We start from the raw sequence: 19686 nt of genomic DNA on the forward strand, positions 1-19686 counted from the left end.
AGACATACCGGCCTGATCTGTTGCCAAGGAAGTTGCCCATGCCCGATTCCGACCTGCCCCGCGACCTGCACTACGTCGATGACACCCAACCTGGCATCACCCGCAAGCAGTTGCGCGGCAAATTCCAGTATTTCGATATCAACGGCAAGCGCATCATCGCTGCCGACGAAATCAAACGCCTGAACGCCCTGGCCGTGCCGCCGGCGTACACCGATGTATGGATCTGCGCCGACCCGCGCGGCCACTTGCAAGCCACCGGCCGCGACGCGCGCGGGCGCAAGCAGTACCGCTATCACGCGCGCTGGCGCGAAGTGCGCGACACCGACAAGTACTCACGTCTGCAGGCTTTCGGCAAAGCCCTGCCCAAACTGCGCAAACAGTTGGAAGCGCAGTTGGCCGAGCCCGGTTTCACCCGTGAAAAGGTGCTCGCGACCGTGGTGATGTTGCTCGATGCCACCTTGATTCGCGTCGGCAATACCCAGTATGCGCGCGACAACAAATCCTACGGGCTGACGACGTTGCGCAACCGCCATGTCGACGTCAAGGGCAGCGAAATCCAGTTCCAGTTCCGTGGCAAAAGTGGCGTTGAGCACCAGATCAGCGTGAAGGACCGGCGCCTGGCTACTGTGGTCAAGCGCTGCATGGAATTACCGGGGCAAAACCTGTTCCAGTACCTGGACGAAGACGGTGAGCGCCATACCGTCAGCTCCCACGATGTGAACGCCTACCTGCACAGCCTCACTGGCGCGGACTTCACCGCCAAGGATTACCGCACCTGGGCCGGCACCGCCATGGCGCTGGCGGTGCTGCGCGAGCTGGAGTGGCAGCCCGAATCGGATGCCAAACGCCATGTGGTAACCATGGTCAAGGACGTGGCCAGGCAGTTGGGCAACACCCCGGCGGTGTGCCGCAAGTGCTACATCCACCCGGCCGTGCTCGAACATTTCAGCCTGGGCGAGCTGTCCAAACTGCCCCCGCCACGACTGCGCAAAGGGCTCAAGGCCGAGGAAGTGGCGCTGGCCATGTTCCTTGAACAACTGGCTGAGGCGAGCTAGGCTTCAGCTCCTTTATCGCTGACCGGACGACTGCCGACGTGAACAACTGAGCCTTTCAAAAATGTATCTGCAACAGGCCGCCTTACGTGCCTGTTGGCCTGTTCGACATTTTCTGGAGGTGCCTGTGACTCACGTCAAGCGGCTACCCGTGTTGGTTTCCCTGCAACACCTGTGTTTCCAGTTCGCCAACGGCGAAACCCTGCTGGAAGACCTTAACCTGACCATCGATCACACCCCGACCGGCATCGTCGGCCGTAATGGCTGCGGCAAAAGCCTGCTGGCCCGGCTGCTCGCCGGTGTGCTGACGCCGTCTTCGGGCAGCGTGAAAGGCTCTGCCAGCGTGAAGTACGTGCCGCAGACGGTGGAGATTCAAACAGGCGACACCGTCGCCCATCTCAGCGCAACGGCCTCTGTCCTGGCTGCGCTTGAGCGCATGGCTGCAGGCACCGCCGAGGGCGCCGATGTGGCGTTGATCGATGATCGCTGGGACCTGGCCGAGCGCTTGCGCGCTGCACTCGATGCCGCCGGTCTGCTTGACGTTGACGCGCAGACGCCGGCTGAACATCTGAGCGGCGGTCAGTTGGCGCGGGTGGCGATTATCGGCGCGCTGTTGGCGGCGCCACAATTGCTGATTCTCGATGAGCCGAGCAACCACCTCGACAGTGCCGGACGCGCCTGGCTGTTGCAGGTGCTGCACCTCTGGCGAGGGGGGCTGGTGGTGGTCAGTCATGATCGGCAGTTGCTCAATGCCATGGGCCGCATCATTGAGCTGTCACCCCTCGGGGCCCGGTTGTACGGCGGCAACTACGAGGACTATCGCCAACAGCGCGAGGCGCAGCAGCATGCGGCAGTCGCCGAACTGGCGCGCGCGCGCCTTGAGCGCAGCCGCGAACGGCAGCGCCTGCAACGTCAGAACGATGACCTGCAACGCCACGCCGCGCGCTCGCGCCAGCATGCGCAGAATGCCAACGTCGACCGGCTTACCCGGGCGCGCTGGAAAGGTGCCGCCACCGAAGTGGTCAGCAAGGTGCGCAGTGGGCAGCAGTCCCACAAGGGCCAACTCGATGCCCAGGTGCGCCAGGCCTGCCAACACGTGGCACACGAGACACCCACCCTGCTCGCCTTGCCGGCCTCGACAGTGCCCAACGGTCGTCAGGTGATGAGCCTTGAGCGCGCGCAACTGCCGTGGCTTGATCCATTGGCAACCTCAACGTGGCTCACATTCAACCTGGCCGGGCCCGTGCGCATTGCCCTGAAGGGACCCAACGGCTGCGGAAAATCCACGTTGCTCAAGCTGCTGGCCGGTCACGTGCAGGCCGCCAGCGGGGTCTGTTCGGTGCATCTGCCGACGGCGTATATCGACCAGCATCTGGCGCTGCTGGATAACGGCCGTTCCGTGGTCGAACAGCTCAACCTGCTCGCCACGCCGCTGGCCGAAGCCGAGCTGCGCACCCGCCTCGCGTTGCTGCAACTGGATGCGCTGCGTGTGACCCAACCGGCGGGGCAACTCAGCGGCGGCGAACGCCTGAAAGCCGCGATGGCGATCGCCCTGTGGCGCGGGACGCCGGCACAATTGCTGCTGTTGGACGAGCCGACCAATCACCTGGACCTGGAGTCGGTCGTGGCGTTTGAACAAGCCTTGAAGCACTTCACCGGGGCAATGGTGGTGATTTCCCATGACGACGCCTTCCTGCAGGCGATCCAGCCGACTCATCTGTTGATCTGGCAGGAAGAAGGTTGGCAACTGGTGCGCATCTGAGCCCCACACCGCCCTGTGGCGAGCAGGCTTGCCCTGCGTTGGGCTGCGCAGCAGTCCCATACCAGGCGCTGAGCGGTATCAGGTACACCGTGTTTTCCTTAATTGGGGGCGCTTCGCACCCCAACGCAGGGCAAGCCTGCTCGCCACAAGGGTGTGGTCGGCTGGGAGGGATCATGCCGGCCATCCATGCATTGCGCCGCCGTTCAAAGCGTTCTACGGTAATGGCCGATTAATCTCACCCAGGATCCACGCGCATGCTGCCTTCCTCCCGCAAACCGTACGCCAGCGCTGCGCTCGCCCATCGGCGACTCTGGCGCGGACGCGTGGGCCTGATGCTAGTGGCCGGGCTGTCGGTGCTGGCGGGGATGACCGATGCCATTGGTTTTATGGCCAGCGGCGATTTTGTGTCGTTCATGAGCGGTAATACCACGCGCCTGGCAGTGGCGATCAGCGCGGGTGACTTGGGTTTGACTGCGCGCCTGTTGCTGCTGGTCGCCACCTTTATTCTGGGTAACGCCCTGGGCGTGGTCGTCAGCCGACTGGGCAAACGCCGGGCACTGCCGTTGCTGCTGTGCATCGCCGCCCTGCTCTGCGCCGCCGCGCTCTGGCCGTTGGCCGATACGCTGCCCGCACTGCTGGCAGCAATTGTGGCCATGGGCATGCTCAACGCGGCCGTCGAAGAAGTGAACGGACTGCCGGTGGGGCTCACCTATGTGACGGGGGCGCTCTCGCGATTTGGTCGTGGGCTGGGTCGCTGGGTGCTGGGGGAACGACGCAATGGCTGGCGCGTGCAATTGATCCCGTGGACGGGCATGTTTGTCGGTGCGGTGATCGGTGCGTTGCTGGAACAGCAGATGGGCATGCGCGCGTTGTGGGTCAGCGGTGCGCTGGCGGGGGTGTTGGGGCTGGTGTCGCTGACGATTCCACGGCGCTGGCAGTTGAGTTTCATGCCCCGTTGAACAGACGTGAGCGCGAGGCCCGCTCGACGTTCAGGCCTCGACATCCCTGTACTGGTAAAGAGCCGTTACGCCGAGCGGGCGGCTGAATCATAGGCCAATGCCTCAGGGCTGTCCCGCAAGGCATTTCCGAAAATCGCTGAGGCACGGCTTACAGGCAGGTCGCCAATGCGGCCAGGCGACGCTTGGCAGGCATGCTGTCAGCAGCGGCGTAGTATTTCACGCTGGACCCTGCGCCCGCGCTCTGCACGTCCACAAAGTAATCGCCACCGGTGGTGTAGACCGTGAAACCGCCCGCCCCGACCGGCTCCTTGAAGCCGCCGGCGTCCACGCCGAACACGCTTTCATCCTGCCAGCCGTACTGGATGCATTCGGCAACCACCAGCGTGGCCTTGTCCGACGCCAGTGTCTTGTAAGGGCTGCCCGCGCGCGCCTCTTTCATCTTCGAACCGGCGCACCCCGTCAGGGCTGCCACTACCAATGCACCTAATACCACGTTGCGCATGCCATCGCTTCCTTCGAAAAAAGGCGACTCTATCACTGCAGCACTCTTTTTTCGCCTGATCGGGCCGTTGCCTGTGACGATCCTGCTCAAGCGAGCCTGACCGACGCCAGCTCCACCGAATCGCGCGCCACGCGCAAGTCGCAGGCGTCCTGATTAAGCCGGTGAATGGTGTTGAGCAGACGCTGACGCAGCACCTCATCGCCAAGCTGTTCGACGGCGCGCATCAGCTCGTACGCCGCCGTTTCGTTGTTATCGGCGACGGCATCGAGGGTCTTGCGCAGGTTGCGAGTGGCACGGGTCACGCGGATTTTTCCTTCTTCAGCAATGGGCAGGCACTGTAGGACATGGATGTTTCATTTTAATTTCAAACAGTTGTGGCCCATTCGCCGGTATTTGATCCAGATCAATCGCAACAAGGTTTTCCCGAAATATCTGGCAATATGCTGGCGGTTGACGGCGCTGGCGAACTTTATGTCGGCGAACTGATCCATGCTCTGCACGTCAGGCCGCCGCAGGCCTGCGCATTGGCTGTTGGTCCCCTGGAGCGTTCATACATGCTTGTCGCAATTGGCATTTTTATCTTCACCATCGTGCTGGTCATCTGGCAGCCCAAGGGCCTCGGGGTCGGCTGGAGCGCAACGATGGGCGCGATCCTGGCCCTGGCCTTTGGCGTGATCAGCCTGGCGGACATTCCGGTGGTGTGGCACATCATCTGGAATGCCACCGGCACCTTTGTCGCGTTGATCGTGATCAGCCTGCTGCTGGACGAGGCCGGGTTCTTCGCCTGGGCCGCGCTGCACGTGGCACGCTGGGGCCGTGGGCGCGGCCGGCGGTTGTTTGCCTACATGGTGCTGCTGGGTGCGCTGGTGTCGGCGCTGTTTGCCAACGATGGCGCGGCGTTGATCCTCACCCCCATCGTGATGTCGATGCTGCTGGCCCTGCGCTTTTCGCCAGCGGCGACCCTGGCGTTCGTCATGGGCGCCGGCTTTATCGCGGACACGGCGAGCCTGCCGCTGGTGGTGTCGAACCTGGTCAACATCGTCTCCGCCGACTACTTCAAGATCGGCTTCAATGAATATGCCGCCGTGATGGTGCCGGTGAACCTCGTCAGCGTGGCCGCAACCCTTGCGGTGCTGCTGTGGTTTTTCCGCCGCGACATCCCGCAGACCTATGACCCCGCCGACCTGGATGACCCGGCCAGCGCGATCCGTGACCGTGGCACGTTCCGCGCCGGCTGGTGGGTGCTGGGTATTCTGCTGGTCGGCTGTTTTGCCCTGGAACCGCTGGGCATCCCCATCAGTGCGATTTCCGCCGTGTGTGCGGTGCTCCTGCTGGTGATTGCCGCCAAGGGCCACACGATTTCCACGCGCAAGGTATTGAAGGACGCGCCGTGGCAGATCGTGATCTTTTCCCTGGGCATGTACCTGGTGGTCTACGGCCTGCGTAACGCCGGGTTGACCGACTACCTGGCGACCTGGCTCGACACCTTCGCCACCCACGGCGTGTGGGGCGCGGCCATGGGCACCGGCGTGCTCACGGCACTGCTGTCGTCGGTGATGAACAACCTGCCGACCGTGCTGATCGGTGCGTTGTCCATCGAGTCCAGCCATGCCGTGGGCGTGGTCAAGGACGCGATGATCTACGCCAACGTCATCGGCAGCGACCTCGGCCCGAAGATCACCCCCATCGGCAGCCTCGCCACCCTGCTGTGGCTGCATATCCTTGCGCGCAAAGGCATCACCATCAGTTGGGGCTACTACTTCAAGGTCGGCATCGTGCTGACCCTGCCGGTGCTGTTGATCACCCTCGCCGCCCTCGCCTTGCGCCTGAGTCTCTGACGGCTCTATGCTCTCGGCTTTTGTCAAAAGGACGTGGGCATGCTGTCGATCTTTGTATACGCACTGGTGTTCGGCTTCGTGTTTTGCCTCTCGCCCGGCGCTGTTCTGGCAGAAACCCTGCGCCGTGGCCTGCTCCAAGGCTTCACCCCGGCACTGCTGGTGCAGGTCGGCTCGCTGGTGGGCGACGCGGTATGGGCCGTTATCGGCCTGACCGGCATCGCGCTGCTGATCCAGCACGATGCCGTCCGCGTACCGCTGACCGTGGTTTGCGCGCTGTACCTGGCCTGGCTCGGTGTGCGCAGCTTGATCGATGCCTGGCACCTGCCGGCAGCCGATGACGTCCCTGCCAGCTCCCGGCAAAATGCGCTGGCGGTGGGCGCGGCGATTTCCCTCGCCAACCCCAAGAACATCGTTTACTGGGGCGCCCTGGGCAGTGCGTTGTCCGGCATTGTCGGCGCCACACCCAGCCACGGGCAAACCCTGATGTTTTTTGCAGGCTTCATGGTCGCGTCGGTGCTGTCGTGCTTTCTGGTGGCGGGACTGGTGAACCTGCTGCGCCAGAACGCTTCGCCCACCTGGCAGCGCGTCAGCTACGCAGTGTGCGGGCTGGTGCTGATTTATCTGGCCGTGCTCGCGGCGCAGGGTATATGACGCGATGTATACCAATCGTTATCTGAATGGACGCTGACCCATGAACCGTATCGAACAGATTGCGCTGATGGCGAACTACAACCAGTGGATGAACCGCAAGGTCTGCCACGCGGCCGCCCAACTGACCGATGAAGCCCTGCACAGGGACCGCCAGGCGTTCTTTGCCTCGATCTTCGGCACCTTGAACCACCTGGCCCTGGGCGACATCGTCTGGCTCAAACGCTTTGCCACGCATCCGGCCGGGTTTTCGGCGCTGACCCCCTTGAATACCCTCGCCACCCCCGCCAACCTGAAACAACTGGCATTCACCGACCTGCAGGAACTGACCGCCCTACGCGTGTGGATGGACCAGATGATCATCGACTGGGCTGCGACCTTGCACGACGACGACCTCGACCAGCAATTGAGCTACCACACCATGGCGGGTGACGCAGCCAGCAAGCCGTTCTTCAGCCTGCTGGTGCACTTTTTCAATCACCAGACTCACCACCGTGGCCAGGTGACAACGTTGTTGAGCCAGGCCGGACAGGATGTGGGGGATACAGACCTGCTGGCGCTGATGGATTGAAGCGTCGGATTTTTCTGTAGATAACTGATCTATCAAGGTTTTTAGCCCGCGCAAAGGATCGATAAAAGCCCCCTTCGACCTTGCATCGAAACGCCCGGGACTATATATTCCCAACCCTGCTGCACCGCGCTACCGCCCGAATGGCGAAACTGGTAGACGCATGGGACTTAAAATCCCCCGCTCGTAAGGGCGTCCCGGTTCGATTCCGGGTTCGGGCACCATAGATATCAAAGGGCTTGCCAGGGAAACCTGAGCAGGCCCTTGTCTTTTTCGTTCCGTAATTTCTCTCCAATGGCGTTCTGCCGAACGAACACTCAGGTAGTTGCTCTCATGTCGGAACCGCGTATTCGAGCGCTTGCTCTATGTGTCTTTCACCATCACGGAAAAATACTGGTCAATCAGTTCCACGACGCTGTTGAAGCACGAACCCTCTTTCGACCCATTGGCGGGGGTATTGAGTTCGGCGAGAGAGGTGTCGATGCCATCGCCCGTGAAGTGAAGGAAGAGCTGGGACTTTCGATCAGCGACGTCCGATTGATTGGCACGCTGGAAAGTATTTTTACCTACGCAGGCAAGCCAGGACACGAAATAGTCTTCGTCTACGATGCAAGGTTCGACGACGCAGAAGTCTATGAGAAACCCTGGCTGGAGGGCCATGAAAGCGATGGGGCAGCGTTTCAAGCCACATGGTGTTTTGGCTCAAGCTTCAATGCTGGAGCTCCGTTAGTACCTGAGGGGCTCTCCGAGCTGCTCAAGAGAGCCTCGCTGTTAGGATGAATACAGAATTAGAGCGCAGGCACACTGCTTCGATAACGATGCACGGCGTCGCGGATATTGATCCTGCAATACGCTTCAATACCAGCGATCTCAAAGGCCGCATGGTGGCCCTCGCGACAATCTACAACTACAAATAGCTTATAAAAACGCGAAAGCCAGTCGCATGCGACTGGCTCGGATGCGAGGGCTGCCAGGCACTTACGTTGAGCGACCCTCGCTGCGGTTTTGTTGTTTTTTAACGCCTTTCCCGTTCTTTCGCTCGTATTGATGGTGGATAAACCACACGACCAGCACCACACCGGCCAGACCAAAAATAAACAGCAACAGCTCTATCGCGGGACCTTCATGTGAAAACATCTTTCGTTCCTCGTCCTGAAGTATCGCGCCGCAAAAACGGGCGCCTCCGAAATTGTTTGTAACAATTCATACATTTCCAGAGTAGACGCCAAAACTGTGCGTGACAACCCCGATGGCGCCAGAACCCTTGATCCAGACGTGTCAGTCGTCGAAAACCGTTGCTGCACCCGCGTTGAAAAAAGTGCTGCGGTGCTCGTCTCAAGATGTTGCAAGCTCAGATGGGCAGCGACTCTATCGTCCACCTGCTGACGCTTCCGATGTTCAGGGAATACGCGCTGGTTTTCGGGATTTGGGTTTATAGCCTGCAGTTGCGCACTGCTGGCTACTTTTCGAACACGTGATGGACAGACGTGTGTTATTGCGCGGAGCCCTGCCGACGCAATAATAAAAATTGAAGCCGAAAAAAAGGGGCCGTTGCGGGCCCCTTTGCACATTCGAGTATTACTTGCTCAGCCATGACTCGACAGTGTCGGCGCCATGTTCGGCTTTCCACTCTTTCAAGCCTTTGTGATTGCCACCCTTGGTTTCAATCGTCTCCCCCGTGTGCGGATTCTTGTAGACCTTTACCTGGCGGGCTTTGCGCGTGCCCGCCTTGGGCGCAGCCACCGGAGCACGTCGGCCGCTTTGCGGATCCAGCAGGTTGATCACATCCTTGAGGCTGTAGCTATACTTGGCGAGCAAATCGCGAAGCTTGGTTTCGAATTCAATTTCTTTCTTAAGGCCGGCATCGCCTTTTAAGTTCTCCAGCGCTTGAAGTTGTTCAGCGAGATGTTTTTCGAGTTGGCGGAATTCGGCGAGCTTGGACATGGGCATTTCCTGGAGAGTGGATAATTGTGCGGCACATTCAAATGGACACTTGAATAAGGCAGAAGTATCAATCGAATGTAGCGCGCAACAACAGCGTTTATTTGCGGCGAGCGGGCTTATTGTGGCGAGCAGGTTTGTTGTGGCGAGCGGGCTTATGGTGGCGAGCGGGCTTGCCCCGCGTTGGGGTGCGAAGCGCCCCCAATCGAGCAAAACGCGGTGTGCCTGATACGGCTCAGCGCCTCGCTTTGGGGCTGCTGCGCAGCCCAACGCAGGACAAGCCTGCTCGCCACAGGGAATCTGCGCTTAACTGAACGGCATTAGGGCAATGCCCGCTCGCCACGGTGCGATTTCGACACTGACCGGTCACACGAGGTTCATAAACCAGACGGAAGGCGCACGCCGACGTCTAAAGTTGTGACGCACCGCGCAGATAACCCCTATGTCGTTTACATCCGCAACACTGTTCAAGGATCGAACTCATGCCCCCGAGTCAACCCAGCCGTACTGCCCTTGCCGGTCATCCGCGTTTTCGTTGGTTCGCTTTCATCCCGGTCATCCCCGCTGTCATCTGGATACTGTCGCAGTCCACTGCCCCGGCCAACCTTGCGGCCTGCGCCGTGCTGGTGTTGATCGGCCTCGGCGCCTGCGCCTGGAGTGCCGGTGCCCAGCGCGACGCCGTGCAGCGCGTCGTCGCGCTGGCAGAGGATTCAGCGGCGCAGGCGGGCCTGCAGGGTGTGGATTCACGCACCCAGCTCGACGAGATCCTGCTCGGCGCCATGCCGATCTGGGCCAAACAGGTGGAAAGCTCGCGGCAGCAGACCGAAGACGCGATCGTGAGCCTGGCCAATCGGTTCACCGGGATTTCCACGCGTTTGCAGGACACCGTGCAGGCCTCGCAGCAGGCCGCCGGCGAGCTGGATGGGCAGGCCGCCGAGGGCGCGCTCAAAGAGCTGGCCAGCAGCGACAGCGAGCTGAGCCAGGTGATCGATTCGCTCAAGGCCACCCAAACCAGCCGTGACCAGACCCTGACCCAGGTGCGCAGCCTCACGGCCTATACCGGCGAGCTGCGCACCATGGCCGCCGACGTCGCGGCCATTGCCGCGCAGACCAACCTGCTGGCGCTCAACGCCGCCATCGAGGCCGCACGTGCCGGAGAAGCCGGTCGCGGCTTTGCGGTGGTGGCCGATGCGGTGCGTAGTCTGTCGAGCAAATCCAGCGAGACCGGCCAGCAGATGTCGGCCAAGGTCGACATCATCAACAACGCCATCACCCAACTGGTGCAGGCGGCATCCAGCAGCGCCGACCAGGACAGCCACTCCGTTGCCGCGTCCGAGCAGAGCATCCAGCAGGTGCTCGAGCGCTTCCAGAACATCACCGGGCGCCTGGCCGACTCCGCCGACCTGCTCAAGCAGGAAAGCTACGGCATTCGCGACGAGATGACCGAGGTGCTGGTCAACCTGCAGTTCCAGGACCGGGTCAGCCAGATCCTCAGCCACGTGCGCGACAACATGCACGCCCTGCACGAACACCTGTTGCAGGCCAGTCAGTCGCCGGACCAGGCGCTGGTCGTCGACGCGCGCCAATGGCTGGCGAGCATGGAGGCCACCTACGCCACCGACGAACAACGCCGCACCCACCATGGCGAAGCAGCCGCGTCACAGAACTCTCAAGACATCACCTTCTTTTAAGGAGCACACCATGGCGAAGAATGTATTAGTGGTCGACGACTCCAGCAGCGTGCGGCAAGTGGTCGGCATTGCCTTGAAAAGCGCCGGTTACGACGTGATCGAAGCCTGCGACGGCCGGGATGCGCTGGGCAAGCTCACCGGGCAGAAGGTCCACTTGATCATCAGTGACGTGAACATGCCAAACATGGACGGCATCACCTTCGTCAAGGAGGTCAAGAAGCTGGCCAACTACAAGTTCACGCCGATCATCATGCTGACCACCGAGTCCCAGGAGTCGAAAAAGGCCGAAGGCCAGGCGGCCGGTGCCAAGGCCTGGGTGGTCAAGCCGTTCCAGCCGGCGCAGATGCTGGCGGCGGTGTCCAAACTGATCCTGCCCTGACCACTGGCGCCATGGAGGGCCTCCCATGCCGATTACCTGCGAAACCGTTGACGGCACCACCTGCGTGGGCATCGACGGTGAACTGACGATCTACACCGTGGCCGAGCTGGCCGCCGCGCTGCTGCCGCAACTGGGCACGGCGCCGCGCCTGGCGCTTGACCTGTCCCAGGTCACCGAGATGGACGGCGCCGGCCTGCAATTGCTCGCGGTGATCCACCGCGAAGCCGAGCACCGCGGCGCGGTCCTGAGCCTGGCCGGCCAGAGCCCGGCGGTCGAGCAAACCTTCACCTTGTGTGGCGGCGTCGCCTTCTAGCGCCCACCGCCCCGTTCAAAGCACGACAAAGGAGTGTCCAGGTGAGTATCAACCTCGATCAGGCACAACAGACGTTCATCGTCGAGGCACGCGAACTGTTGCAGGCCATGGAGCAATCCCTGCTGCAACTGGAAAGCGAGCCCGGCGATCAGGATGCCATCGGCGCGGTATTCCGCGCCGCACACACCATCAAGGGCTCCGCCGGCCTGTTCGGCCTGGAGCCGATCGTGAGCTTTACGCATATCGTCGAAGACGTGCTCGACCGCCTGCGCGATGCCAGTGTGGCGGTGGACGCCGCGCTGATCGCAGTGCTGCTCAAGTCCGGCGATCACATGCTCGAGCTGATCGACGTGGTGGCCAGCCGAGGTGAAGCGCTGCAGGCACCTGCGCTGGAGCGCGAAGCGGTGCTGCGCCAGGCGCTGAGTGCCTATCAGGGCGCGGACCACGCGGTGGCCGGCGTGCCGATGACTGCCGTGGTCAACGACACCCAAGGCGACGTGCTGTGGCACATTTCCCTGCGTTTTGGCGTGGACGTGTTCCGCAACGGCATGGACCCGCTGTCCTTTCTGCGCTACCTCGACACCCTGGGCCAGATACTGCAGGTCACCACCCTGACCGACCGCCTTCCGCCGCTGGACGGTTGGGACGCGGAAAGCTGCTACCTGGGCTTTGAGATCGAGCTGCGCTCGGCGGCCAGCCACGCCACGCTCAATGAAGTCTTCGACTTCGTGCGCGACGACTGTGAAGTGCACATCAGCGCCATCGACGACACGCCGTTTGAGGAACCACCCAGCGGCATCGAACTGCTCGCGCAACCGGAACACTTGACGCCGGCGCCCCAGCGTGTGGCGACGAGCAGCGAAGCAAAACCCCGCGACGGCAACTATGTAAGGGTCAACGCCGACAAACTCGACGAACTGATCAACCTGGTCGGCGAACTGGTGATCGCCAGCGCCGGCGCCAGCCTGCTGGCGCGCTCGTGCAACAACGACCCGTTGCAGGAGGCCACGTCCACCGTGTCCGGGCTGGTGGAAGAGATCCTCGATGGCGCCCTGCACCTGCGCATGATCCCCATTGGCGACACCTTCAACCGCTTTCGCCGCGTGGTGCGCGACGTCAGCCAGGAACTGGGCAAGGACATCGACCTGCTCATCAGCGGCGCGGAAACCGAACTGGACAAAACGGTGGTGGAAAAGATCGGCGACCCGCTGATGCACCTGCTGCGCAATGCCATGGACCACGGCATCGAAAATGCCGCAGCGCGGCACGCGGCGGGCAAACCGAGCAAGGGCCACCTGAGCCTGAATGCCTACCACGACTCCGGCAGCATCGTCATCGAAATCGCCGACGACGGCGCCGGGCTCAACCGCGAGCGCATCCTCGAAAAAGCCCAGGAGCGCGGGCTGGTCGCCAGCGGCGCGCAACTCACCGATCAGGAGATTTACAACCTGATCTTCGAGGCCGGGTTCTCCACCGCCGAGGCGGTCACCAACCTGTCCGGGCGCGGCGTGGGCATGGACGTGGTCAAGCGCAACATCACTTTGCTGCGCGGCACCGTCGATCTCGACAGTCGCCCCGGCCAGGGCACGGTGGTGCGTATTCGCCTGCCGCTGACCCTGGCGATCATCAACGGTTTTCTGGTCGGCATCGATCAGTCCACCTACGTGATTCCGCTGGACATGGTGCAGGAATGCATCGAGCTGGACGAACACCAGCGCCAGTCGAGCCGCGACCAGGGTTATCTGGACCTGCGCGGCGAGGTGTTGCCGCTGGTGGACCTGCGTGAGCACTTCAGCCACGAAGGCCCGCCGGCGCGGCGCCAGAATGTGGTGGTGGTGCGTTACGCCGAGCACAAGGCCGGGCTCGTGGTGGATGACCTGCTCGGCGAGTTCCAGACCGTGATCAAACCCCTGGGCAAGCTGTTTGGCGCACTGCGCGGCATCAGCGGCTCAACCATCCTGGGCAGCGGTGCGGTGGCGTTGATTCTGGACGTGCCCGCCCTGCTCAGCCAAATCGTACAACTGGAAGCCCGTACGGCCCAGGCGCCTCAGTCGCCCTTGGTCGTCGTCCGCTGATGTATTTGCAACTCCATGGAGGTTCCCCCGATGAAATGGTTCTACGATCTTAAAATTTCCACCAAGCTGATCAGCTCGTTCCTGGTGGTGCTGGCGCTGACGGCGGTGATGGGCGGGTTCGCCATCCTCCAGCTGGGCTCTGTCAACCAGGCGGCCCAGGACATTCGGGGTAACTGGATGCCGTCGATGCGCGCGGCGGCCGGCATGCGATTTTTCGCCGCCAACTATCGCTTGAAGGAAAACCGCAACATCAGCACCGAAGTGCTCGAGGAAAAAGCCCAGGCCGAACGCGAAGCCGTCGAGGCGCGCCAGCAATTCGAAACCCGGCTGGGTACCTACGAGCAATTGCTGTCCAACGAAGAAGATCGTCAACTGCTGGCCGGTGTGAAGAGTGCCTGGGCCGCCTACCTTGCGGCCAGCCAGCAGCTGTTCGAGCTGTCCCGGCAGAATCAGGAAGTCCAGGCCCGTGCCCTGCTGCGTGGCGAATCCAAGACGCACTTCGATGAACTGACCACCCGCCTGCAGAAAATGATCGAACTCAACGACGCCGGCGCCACGGTCGCCGGGGACCACGGCACTGCGCTGTACGAGAATGCACGTCTGTCGATCATCGTCGTGCTGGTCGTGGCCCTGCTGATCGGCCTGGGCCTGGCGCTGTTCATCGCGCGAATCATCTCGCGTCCGTTGCGCCAGGCAGCGGCCGCCGCCGAGCAACTGGCCGAGGGCAACCTCAACGCGCATATCGACAGCGGCGCCAAGGACGAAACCGGCATGGTGCTCAATGCCATGCGCAACATGGTCGGCAAACTGGCGCACATCATCGGCGAAGTGCGCAATGCCGCCGACAACCTCGCCAGTGCCTCGGAACAGGTCAGCGCCACCGCGCAATCGATGAGCCAGGCCACCAGCGAGCAGGCTGCCAGCGTCGAGGAAACCAGCGCGTCGGTGGAGCAGATGAGCGCCAGCATCAACCAGAACACCGAGAACGCCAAGGTCACCGACGGCATGGCCAGCAAGGCTGCCAAGGAAGCCACCGAAGGCGGTGAATCGGTGCAGCAGACCGTGGTGGCGATGAAGAAGATCGCCCAGCGCATCAGCATCATCGATGACATCGCCTACCAGACCAACCTGTTGGCCCTTAACGCGGCCATCGAAGCGGCCCGGGCCGGCGAGCATGGCAAGGGCTTCGCAGTGGTGGCCGCCGAGGTGCGCAAGCTGGCGGAACGCAGCCAGGTGGCCGCGCAGGAAATCGGCGAGTTGTCGTCCAGCAGCGTGGAGATGGCCGAAACCGCCGGCAAGCTGCTCGGCGAAATGGTGCCGTCGATCAACAAGACTTCCGACCTGGTGCAGGAAATCAGCGCCGCCTCCGAGGAGCAGGCCGCCGGTGTCGCGCAGATCAACACGGCGATGACCCAGCTCAACCAGGTGACGCAGCAGAACGCCTCGAGCAGCGAGGAACTGGCCGCCACCGCCGAAGAAATGAGCAGCCAGGCCGAACAGCTGCAGCAGGCCATGAGCTTCTTCGTGCTCGATGCGTCGCCCAGGGCCACGGTGCACAGCAGCGCGGTGGACACCGGCAACAAGCCCAACCGCCAGCCGCCGCGTCCGGCTGCGCCGGCACCGCGCAAGGCATTTGCCTACAGCATGGCCAGCGCCCCCGACGAATCGGAATTCACCCGTTTCTGATCGCACGCGACGCTACGGGCTCACAGGGAGAATCACATGGGCGCAGTAACCCCTTCCCGTCATACCGCGGTTGCGGTCGACGAGGATGCGCAATACCTGACCTTCATGCTCGGCGGCGAGATGTTCGCCATCGGCATTCTGGGCATCAAGGAAATTATCGAATACGGCAGCTTGACGGTGGTGCCAATGATGCCCGCGTTCGTGCGTGGCGTGATCAACCTGCGCGGCGCCGTGGTGCCGGTGGTGGACCTGTCGGCGCGCTTTGGCCGGCAGAATTCGGCCATCACCCGGCGCTCCTGCGTGGTCATCATCGAAGCCCGTACCGAAGACGGTCAGCCCCAGGACATCGGGCTGCTGGTGGACACAGTGTCGGCGGTGCAGGAAATCCCGGCGGCGCAAATCGAGCCACCGCCCAGCTTCGGCGCGCGCATTCGCGCCGATTTCATCAGCGGCATGGCCAAGGTCGAAGGCAAGTTCGTGATCGTGCTGGAGGTGGACAAGGTGCTGTCCATCGACGAGATGTCCAGCCTCGCCGAGGCTGGCCAGGCGCCAGCACTCGATACCGACGCGCGTTGAGGCCCGGTCATGCCAGATACCTCGTCGCTTGATGACCGCGAGTTCGGTCAGTTCCAGTCCTGGCTGTACCGCGCGGCAGGCATCAATCTGTCGCCGGCAAAAAAGGCACTGGTGGCCGGACGCCTGTTCAAACGCCTCAAGCATTATGAGTTGGAGAGCTATGGGGAGTATTTCAAGCTGATCATGAGCGACCAGCGCAAGGGCGAACTGCAGGTCGCGCTGGATTTGCTCACCACCAACGAAACCTATTTTTTCCGCGAGCCCAAGCATTTCGATTTCCTGCGCCAGCAGGTGCTGCCCAAAGCGGCGCCGGGCAAGCTGTTTCGCGTGTGGAGCGCGGCCAGTTCCTCCGGTGAAGAGCCTTACAGCCTGGCGATGACCCTGGCCGAAGGCCTGGGCACCACGCCGTGGGAGGTGATCGGCTCGGACATCAGCACCCAGGTGCTGGCCAAGGCACGCAGCGGGCATTACGCCATGGAGCGCGCCGGCACCCTGCCCCAGCCGCTGTTGAGCAAATACTGCCTCAAGGGCATCGGACGCCAGGAGGGCACCTTCCTGATCGACAAGCGTTTGCGCAGCCGGGTCAATTTCGTGCAGGTCAACCTCAACGAGCCGCTGCCCGGCCTGGGCGAGTTCGACGTGATCTTCCTGCGCAACGTGATGATCTACTTCGATCAGCAGACCAAGAGCCAGGTGGTTGCGCGCCTGCTGCCGCTGCTCAGGCCCGGCGGGCATTTCATCATCAGCCACTCGGAAAGCCTCAACGGCGTCAACGACACGTTGAAGCTGGTGGCGCCGTCGATTTACTGCAAGCCATGAAAAAGCCCGCCGATGCGCCCGAAGTGGTGTTGGCGCCAGGCCAGGTGAGCTTTGCGACGCGGCCAATGCGCCTGCGCACCCTGCTCGGCTCCTGCGTGGCGTTCACCTTCTGGCACCCGCAACGGCGCATCGGCGGCATGTGCCATTTCATGCTGCCAGCGCGCTTGCGCAAGGGCCAGCCCCTGGACGGCAAGTACGGCGACGAGGCACTTGAGCTGCTGCTGCGCCACGCCCACGTCAACGGCACGCGGGCGCAGGACTATCAGGTCAAGCTGTTCGGCGGCGGCGAGATGTTCCCCGAACAGCAGCGCCGCCTGCCGGACCAGGACGTGGCCAGCCTTAATATCCGCGCGGCGCTGGCCCTGACCGAGCGCCATCACCTGCACCTGGCCGCACAGGACATGGGCAGCACCGGCTATCGCACGATTGTGTTCGACCTGTGGAACGGCAACGTCTGGGTCCGGCACCAACCAATGGGAACACTCCAATAAATGCCTACCAAAAAAATCAGCGTGCTGCTGGTCGATGACTCGGCCGTGGTGCGCCAGGTGCTGTTGGCGATCCTCAACGACACGCCGGACATCCATGTGATGGGCGCGGCGTCCGACCCGATTTTCGCCATGGACAAGCTCGCCCGCGAATGGCCGGACGTGATCGTGCTGGACGTGGAAATGCCGCGCATGGACGGCATCACGTTTCTGCGCAAAATCATGAGCGAGCGCCCGACGCCCGTGGTGATCTGCTCCTCGCTGACCCAGAAAGGCGCGGAAACCTCGTTGCAGGCGCTGTCGGCCGGCGCCGTGGAAATCATCACCAAGCCCACCACCGGGCTGAAGAACTTCCTGATCGACTCGGCCGCCGAACTGGTGGCGGCGATCCGCGCGGCGGCCAACTCCAACGTCAAGAACCTCGGCAAACGCGCCGTCAGGCCTGCCGCCGCGCCCCCCCCGGCCAGCAAGCTCAGCGCCGACGCGATCCTGCCCGCCGCCAACGGCCACGCCATGGCCCAGACCACCGAACGCATCGTCGCCATCGGCACCTCCACCGGCGGCACCCAGGCGCTGGAGGCCGTGCTGACTGCATTGCCGAGGGTGTGCCCGGGGATGGTGATCGTGCAGCACATGCCGGAAAAATTCACCGCGTCCTTTGCCGAACGCCTCAACAGCGTGTGCCAGATCGAAGTGCGCGAGGCGCGCAACAACGACCGCATCCTGCCGGGCCTGGCGCTGATCGCCCCCGGTGGCAAGCACCTGATGGTCACTCGCAGCGGCGCCTACTACCACGCGCAGGTGATCGACGGCCCGCTGGTCAACCGCCATCGTCCGTCAGTGGATGTGCTGTTTCGCTCGGTGGCGCGTTTTGCCGGCAAGAACGCCACCGGCATCATCATGACCGGCATGGGCGACGACGGCGCACGGGGCTTGAAGGAAATGCTCGACGCCGGCGCCGCCACGGTGGCTCAGGACGAGGCCAGTTGCGTGGTGTTCGGCATGCCGAAGGAGGCGATCAAGCTCAATGCCGCGCAGCGCATCATGGCGCTGCAGGACATTCATCAGGCGATTTTATACAAGTGAGCGGGTGCGCTGGCGGGCGGGCCGCGGGCGTCTGATCAGTTGCTGCCAGACAAGCTGCCCCTGCACCAGGGCAGCGGCGTGCAGAACCTTGTGCGTCCAGCGGGCATCCTGCGGGTCAACCACGACCACGCGAAACCCGTGATCCTCCCCTTCGATGCGCACGCCCTCGGAATCATCGACGTGCAGGTCGATGTCGAACGCCGGCGGGTACTTCGACGGCGCGTTGGACAGGCCGTGTACCGTCAGGGCGCGATTATGCAGCACGCTGTTGACCACACCGTCGACGCGGATGCCGTAGAGCAACAGCCAGCGGCGGATGTAGGACGGCGTGCGGCCGGACGAGGTATAAACCCAGACACTGCAGCCCTGGCGGCGCAACTCGCGGATCAGCGCGCGGGTACCCACGCGCAGCGGCTCGCCCAGCCATCGATGCACGCAGGCCGGCAGCCGGCTGGTTTCCGCCGCGCAGTGATGCTGCTGGCAGGCCAGGGTGTCGTCGATATCGAAGGAAATACGCATGCGTGGAAAGGCGCGCATCAATGGCCTCCCTGATGCAGCGGCCGCGGGCCGTCGCCCAGGAAAAACTTGCCTGGGGCGGGTGCCTGATGTTCCAGAAAGGCCGCGTATTTCTTCTTGATCTTGGGCAATTCGTACAACGCCTTGACTCCATGTTTTGCAGAGTTGCGGATCACCGAGGACGGATTGAAATAGCCCTCGGCGTTCTCCAGCGTCAGGACGAAGGGTGGTAAACCTGCGCGCATGAGCAAATAGCTGACAATCAGCGAACCGCTGCGGTTGTTGCCTTCAATGAACAGCTGCGGCTTGCTGAGAATGCGTACATAGACGCCGGCCGCACGCTTCCAGACCGACTCGCTGCGATACGCACAGTACCAATTGAACAGGTCCTTGATCCCGCCTTCAACGTTGTTGAAGAAGTGTTCCTCAGTCGCTGCCAGGTGCTGCGCGTATTCCAGCCGGCGCGCCGGGTCTGTACCGCACAGTACCACGGCGTTGATCTCCAGCATCAGGTTCAGTTGGTGTAGATCGAACAGGTCGACGCCGCGTGCGACATAGTCGTCAATCAACGCGTAGCCTTCAAGCACATTGTGCAGCACTTCGTCAGTCAGGGGGTCGCGCGGCTCGGTGAAGTGCCGGCTTAGCTCGGCGAAGCGATCCTGCACTTCACGCAGTGCGCGCTCAATGGCCGGCAAATCCAGGCGATGCGTTACAGACATTGAAACTCCTTGGAAAACCGAGGCAGGAAAATCTACCGGATGCCCGCCAATTCCATTTGGCGTTTGCA

General features: G+C 62.5%; 21 protein-coding genes, 1 tRNA gene and 1 pseudogene. 17 read left to right on the top strand and 6 right to left on the bottom strand.

Annotation, left to right across the window (positions count from 1 at the left end; all coding sequences use genetic code 11):
• The first annotated feature begins 38 nt into the window (after nucleotides 1–38).
• The 3 genes from RHM60_RS03350 (at nucleotide 39) to RHM60_RS03360 (ending at nucleotide 3773) form a co-directional block, all read left to right on the top strand.
• Nucleotides 39–1055 (top strand): DNA topoisomerase IB, encoded by a 1017-nt coding sequence (locus RHM60_RS03350; RefSeq protein WP_231421309.1) that lies wholly within the window; start codon nucleotides 39–41, stop codon nucleotides 1053–1055.
• Nucleotides 1056–1179: 124 nt separating this feature from the next.
• Complete coding sequence (locus RHM60_RS03355; RefSeq protein WP_322213617.1) at nucleotides 1180–2814, top strand: ABC-F family ATP-binding cassette domain-containing protein; 1635 nt, start codon at nucleotides 1180–1182, stop codon at nucleotides 2812–2814.
• Nucleotides 2815–3068: 254 nt separating this feature from the next.
• A complete protein-coding gene (locus RHM60_RS03360) occupies nucleotides 3069–3773 on the top strand; it encodes a YoaK family protein (protein WP_322213618.1) in 705 nt (234 codons plus the stop codon).
• A 148-nt stretch (nucleotides 3774–3921) separates the two neighbouring features.
• On the opposite strand, the gene RHM60_RS03365 is transcribed toward RHM60_RS03360, so the two are convergent.
• Together RHM60_RS03365 and RHM60_RS03370 are read right to left on the bottom strand one after the other, a co-directional pair.
• Nucleotides 3922–4275, bottom strand: a complete 354-nt coding sequence (locus tag RHM60_RS03365) for a hypothetical protein (RefSeq protein WP_209982084.1) — start codon at nucleotides 4273–4275, stop codon at nucleotides 3922–3924.
• A gap of 86 nt (nucleotides 4276–4361) precedes the next feature.
• Nucleotides 4362–4577 (bottom strand): hypothetical protein, encoded by a 216-nt coding sequence (locus RHM60_RS03370; protein ID WP_209982087.1) that lies wholly within the window; start codon nucleotides 4575–4577, stop codon nucleotides 4362–4364.
• Between the two features lie 252 nt (nucleotides 4578–4829).
• On the opposite strand from RHM60_RS03370, the gene RHM60_RS03375 reads away from it, so the two are divergent.
• From RHM60_RS03375 to RHM60_RS03395, 5 genes are all read left to right on the top strand, one after another.
• Nucleotides 4830–6113 (top strand): arsenic transporter, encoded by a 1284-nt coding sequence (locus tag RHM60_RS03375; RefSeq protein WP_209982090.1) that lies wholly within the window; start codon nucleotides 4830–4832, stop codon nucleotides 6111–6113.
• Nucleotides 6114–6152: 39 nt separating this feature from the next.
• Nucleotides 6153–6764: a LysE family transporter gene (locus RHM60_RS03380; RefSeq protein WP_322213619.1), complete on the top strand. Its 612-nt coding sequence runs from the start codon at nucleotides 6153–6155 to the stop codon at nucleotides 6762–6764.
• A 40-nt stretch (nucleotides 6765–6804) separates the two neighbouring features.
• Nucleotides 6805–7332, top strand: coding sequence for a DinB family protein (locus tag RHM60_RS03385; protein ID WP_322213620.1), 528 nt, complete (start codon nucleotides 6805–6807; stop codon nucleotides 7330–7332).
• 134 nt (nucleotides 7333–7466) lie between these two features.
• Nucleotides 7467–7553: transfer RNA gene (locus RHM60_RS03390), tRNA-Leu, on the top strand.
• A gap of 109 nt (nucleotides 7554–7662) precedes the next feature.
• A complete protein-coding gene (locus tag RHM60_RS03395; protein WP_322213621.1) occupies nucleotides 7663–8109 on the top strand; it encodes an NUDIX hydrolase in 447 nt (148 codons plus the stop codon).
• Nucleotides 8110–8307: 198 nt separating this feature from the next.
• Here RHM60_RS03395 and RHM60_RS03400 read toward each other — a convergent pair whose 3' ends face one another.
• Nucleotides 8308–8466 (bottom strand): hypothetical protein, encoded by a 159-nt coding sequence (locus RHM60_RS03400; RefSeq protein WP_169793821.1) that lies wholly within the window; start codon nucleotides 8464–8466, stop codon nucleotides 8308–8310.
• Nucleotides 8467–8907: 441 nt separating this feature from the next.
• The gene (locus RHM60_RS03405; RefSeq protein WP_231421315.1) at nucleotides 8908–9273 is read right to left on the bottom strand and encodes a histone-like nucleoid-structuring protein, MvaT/MvaU family; all 366 of its coding nucleotides are present in this window, start codon (nucleotides 9271–9273) and stop codon (nucleotides 8908–8910) included.
• 776 nt (nucleotides 9274–10049) lie between these two features.
• Between RHM60_RS03405 and RHM60_RS03410 the strand changes: the two genes are divergently transcribed.
• From RHM60_RS03410 to RHM60_RS03450, 9 genes and pseudogenes are all read left to right on the top strand, one after another.
• Nucleotides 10050–10961: a methyl-accepting chemotaxis protein gene (locus RHM60_RS03410; RefSeq protein ID WP_416195177.1), complete on the top strand. Its 912-nt coding sequence runs from the start codon at nucleotides 10050–10052 to the stop codon at nucleotides 10959–10961.
• 10 nt (nucleotides 10962–10971) lie between these two features.
• Nucleotides 10972–11340 (top strand): response regulator, encoded by a 369-nt coding sequence (locus tag RHM60_RS03415; RefSeq protein WP_024076566.1) that lies wholly within the window; start codon nucleotides 10972–10974, stop codon nucleotides 11338–11340.
• A gap of 25 nt (nucleotides 11341–11365) precedes the next feature.
• Entirely contained in the window at nucleotides 11366–11653 is a 288-nt protein-coding gene (locus RHM60_RS03420) for an STAS domain-containing protein (RefSeq protein WP_231421317.1), read from the top strand.
• A 41-nt stretch (nucleotides 11654–11694) separates the two neighbouring features.
• Nucleotides 11695–13728 (top strand): chemotaxis protein CheA, encoded by a 2034-nt coding sequence (locus RHM60_RS03425; protein ID WP_231421318.1) that lies wholly within the window; start codon nucleotides 11695–11697, stop codon nucleotides 13726–13728.
• A gap of 30 nt (nucleotides 13729–13758) precedes the next feature.
• Nucleotides 13759–15414, top strand: coding sequence for a methyl-accepting chemotaxis protein (locus RHM60_RS03430; protein ID WP_322213623.1), 1656 nt, complete (start codon nucleotides 13759–13761; stop codon nucleotides 15412–15414).
• A 36-nt stretch (nucleotides 15415–15450) separates the two neighbouring features.
• Nucleotides 15451–15990, top strand: coding sequence for a chemotaxis protein CheW (locus RHM60_RS03435; protein WP_209982108.1), 540 nt, complete (start codon nucleotides 15451–15453; stop codon nucleotides 15988–15990).
• A 9-nt stretch (nucleotides 15991–15999) separates the two neighbouring features.
• Nucleotides 16000–16809: a CheR family methyltransferase gene (locus RHM60_RS03440; RefSeq protein ID WP_209982110.1), complete on the top strand. Its 810-nt coding sequence runs from the start codon at nucleotides 16000–16002 to the stop codon at nucleotides 16807–16809.
• A pseudogene (gene cheD / locus RHM60_RS03445) lies at nucleotides 16806–17338 on the top strand (chemoreceptor glutamine deamidase CheD). The gene RHM60_RS03440 and the pseudogene cheD overlap by 4 nt, the downstream one beginning before the upstream one ends.
• Nucleotides 17301–18383 (top strand): chemotaxis response regulator protein-glutamate methylesterase, encoded by a 1083-nt coding sequence (locus RHM60_RS03450; RefSeq protein WP_322213624.1) that lies wholly within the window; start codon nucleotides 17301–17303, stop codon nucleotides 18381–18383. The pseudogene cheD and the gene RHM60_RS03450 overlap by 38 nt, the downstream one beginning before the upstream one ends.
• On the opposite strand, the gene RHM60_RS03455 is transcribed toward RHM60_RS03450, so the two are convergent.
• Together RHM60_RS03455 and RHM60_RS03460 are read right to left on the bottom strand one after the other, a co-directional pair.
• Nucleotides 18372–18920, bottom strand: coding sequence for a hypothetical protein (locus tag RHM60_RS03455; protein WP_209982115.1), 549 nt, complete (start codon nucleotides 18918–18920; stop codon nucleotides 18372–18374). The two genes, RHM60_RS03450 and RHM60_RS03455, sit on opposite strands and share 12 nt — an antisense overlap.
• The gene (locus tag RHM60_RS03460) at nucleotides 18920–19618 is read right to left on the bottom strand and encodes a hypothetical protein (RefSeq protein ID WP_209982118.1); all 699 of its coding nucleotides are present in this window, start codon (nucleotides 19616–19618) and stop codon (nucleotides 18920–18922) included. The genes RHM60_RS03455 and RHM60_RS03460 overlap by 1 nt, the downstream gene beginning before the upstream one ends.
• Between the last annotated feature and the right edge of the window lie 68 nt (nucleotides 19619–19686).

It is taken from the genome of Pseudomonas sp. MH9.3, from assembly GCF_034354675.1.
Lineage (GTDB): Bacteria > Pseudomonadota > Gammaproteobacteria > Pseudomonadales > Pseudomonadaceae > Aquipseudomonas.

Bases quoted from the DNA above. Each gene is read 5' to 3' on its own strand.
- RHM60_RS03350 (WP_231421309.1), top strand. From the start codon at position 39: ATGCCCGATTCCGACCTGCCCCGCGACCTGCACTACGTCGATGACACC.
- RHM60_RS03360 (WP_322213618.1), top strand. From the start codon at position 3,069: ATGCTGCCTTCCTCCCGCAAACCGTACGCCAGCGCTGCGCTCGCCCAT.
- RHM60_RS03365 (WP_209982084.1), bottom strand. From the start codon at position 4,275: ATGCGCAACGTGGTATTAGGTGCATTGGTAGTGGCAGCCCTGACGGGG.
- RHM60_RS03375 (WP_209982090.1), top strand. From the start codon at position 4,830: ATGCTTGTCGCAATTGGCATTTTTATCTTCACCATCGTGCTGGTCATC.
- RHM60_RS03380 (WP_322213619.1), top strand. From the start codon at position 6,153: ATGCTGTCGATCTTTGTATACGCACTGGTGTTCGGCTTCGTGTTTTGC.
- RHM60_RS03385 (WP_322213620.1), top strand. From the start codon at position 6,805: ATGAACCGTATCGAACAGATTGCGCTGATGGCGAACTACAACCAGTGG.
- RHM60_RS03395 (WP_322213621.1), top strand. From the start codon at position 7,663: ATGTCGGAACCGCGTATTCGAGCGCTTGCTCTATGTGTCTTTCACCAT.
- RHM60_RS03400 (WP_169793821.1), bottom strand. From the start codon at position 8,466: ATGTTTTCACATGAAGGTCCCGCGATAGAGCTGTTGCTGTTTATTTTT.
- RHM60_RS03405 (WP_231421315.1), bottom strand. From the start codon at position 9,273: ATGTCCAAGCTCGCCGAATTCCGCCAACTCGAAAAACATCTCGCTGAA.
- RHM60_RS03410 (WP_416195177.1), top strand. From the start codon at position 10,050: ATGCCGATCTGGGCCAAACAGGTGGAAAGCTCGCGGCAGCAGACCGAA.
- RHM60_RS03415 (WP_024076566.1), top strand. From the start codon at position 10,972: ATGGCGAAGAATGTATTAGTGGTCGACGACTCCAGCAGCGTGCGGCAA.
- RHM60_RS03420 (WP_231421317.1), top strand. From the start codon at position 11,366: ATGCCGATTACCTGCGAAACCGTTGACGGCACCACCTGCGTGGGCATC.
- RHM60_RS03430 (WP_322213623.1), top strand. From the start codon at position 13,759: ATGAAATGGTTCTACGATCTTAAAATTTCCACCAAGCTGATCAGCTCG.
- RHM60_RS03435 (WP_209982108.1), top strand. From the start codon at position 15,451: ATGGGCGCAGTAACCCCTTCCCGTCATACCGCGGTTGCGGTCGACGAG.
- RHM60_RS03440 (WP_209982110.1), top strand. From the start codon at position 16,000: ATGCCAGATACCTCGTCGCTTGATGACCGCGAGTTCGGTCAGTTCCAG.
- RHM60_RS03450 (WP_322213624.1), top strand. From the start codon at position 17,301: ATGCCTACCAAAAAAATCAGCGTGCTGCTGGTCGATGACTCGGCCGTG.
- RHM60_RS03455 (WP_209982115.1), bottom strand. From the start codon at position 18,920: ATGCGCGCCTTTCCACGCATGCGTATTTCCTTCGATATCGACGACACC.
- RHM60_RS03460 (WP_209982118.1), bottom strand. From the start codon at position 19,618: ATGTCTGTAACGCATCGCCTGGATTTGCCGGCCATTGAGCGCGCACTG.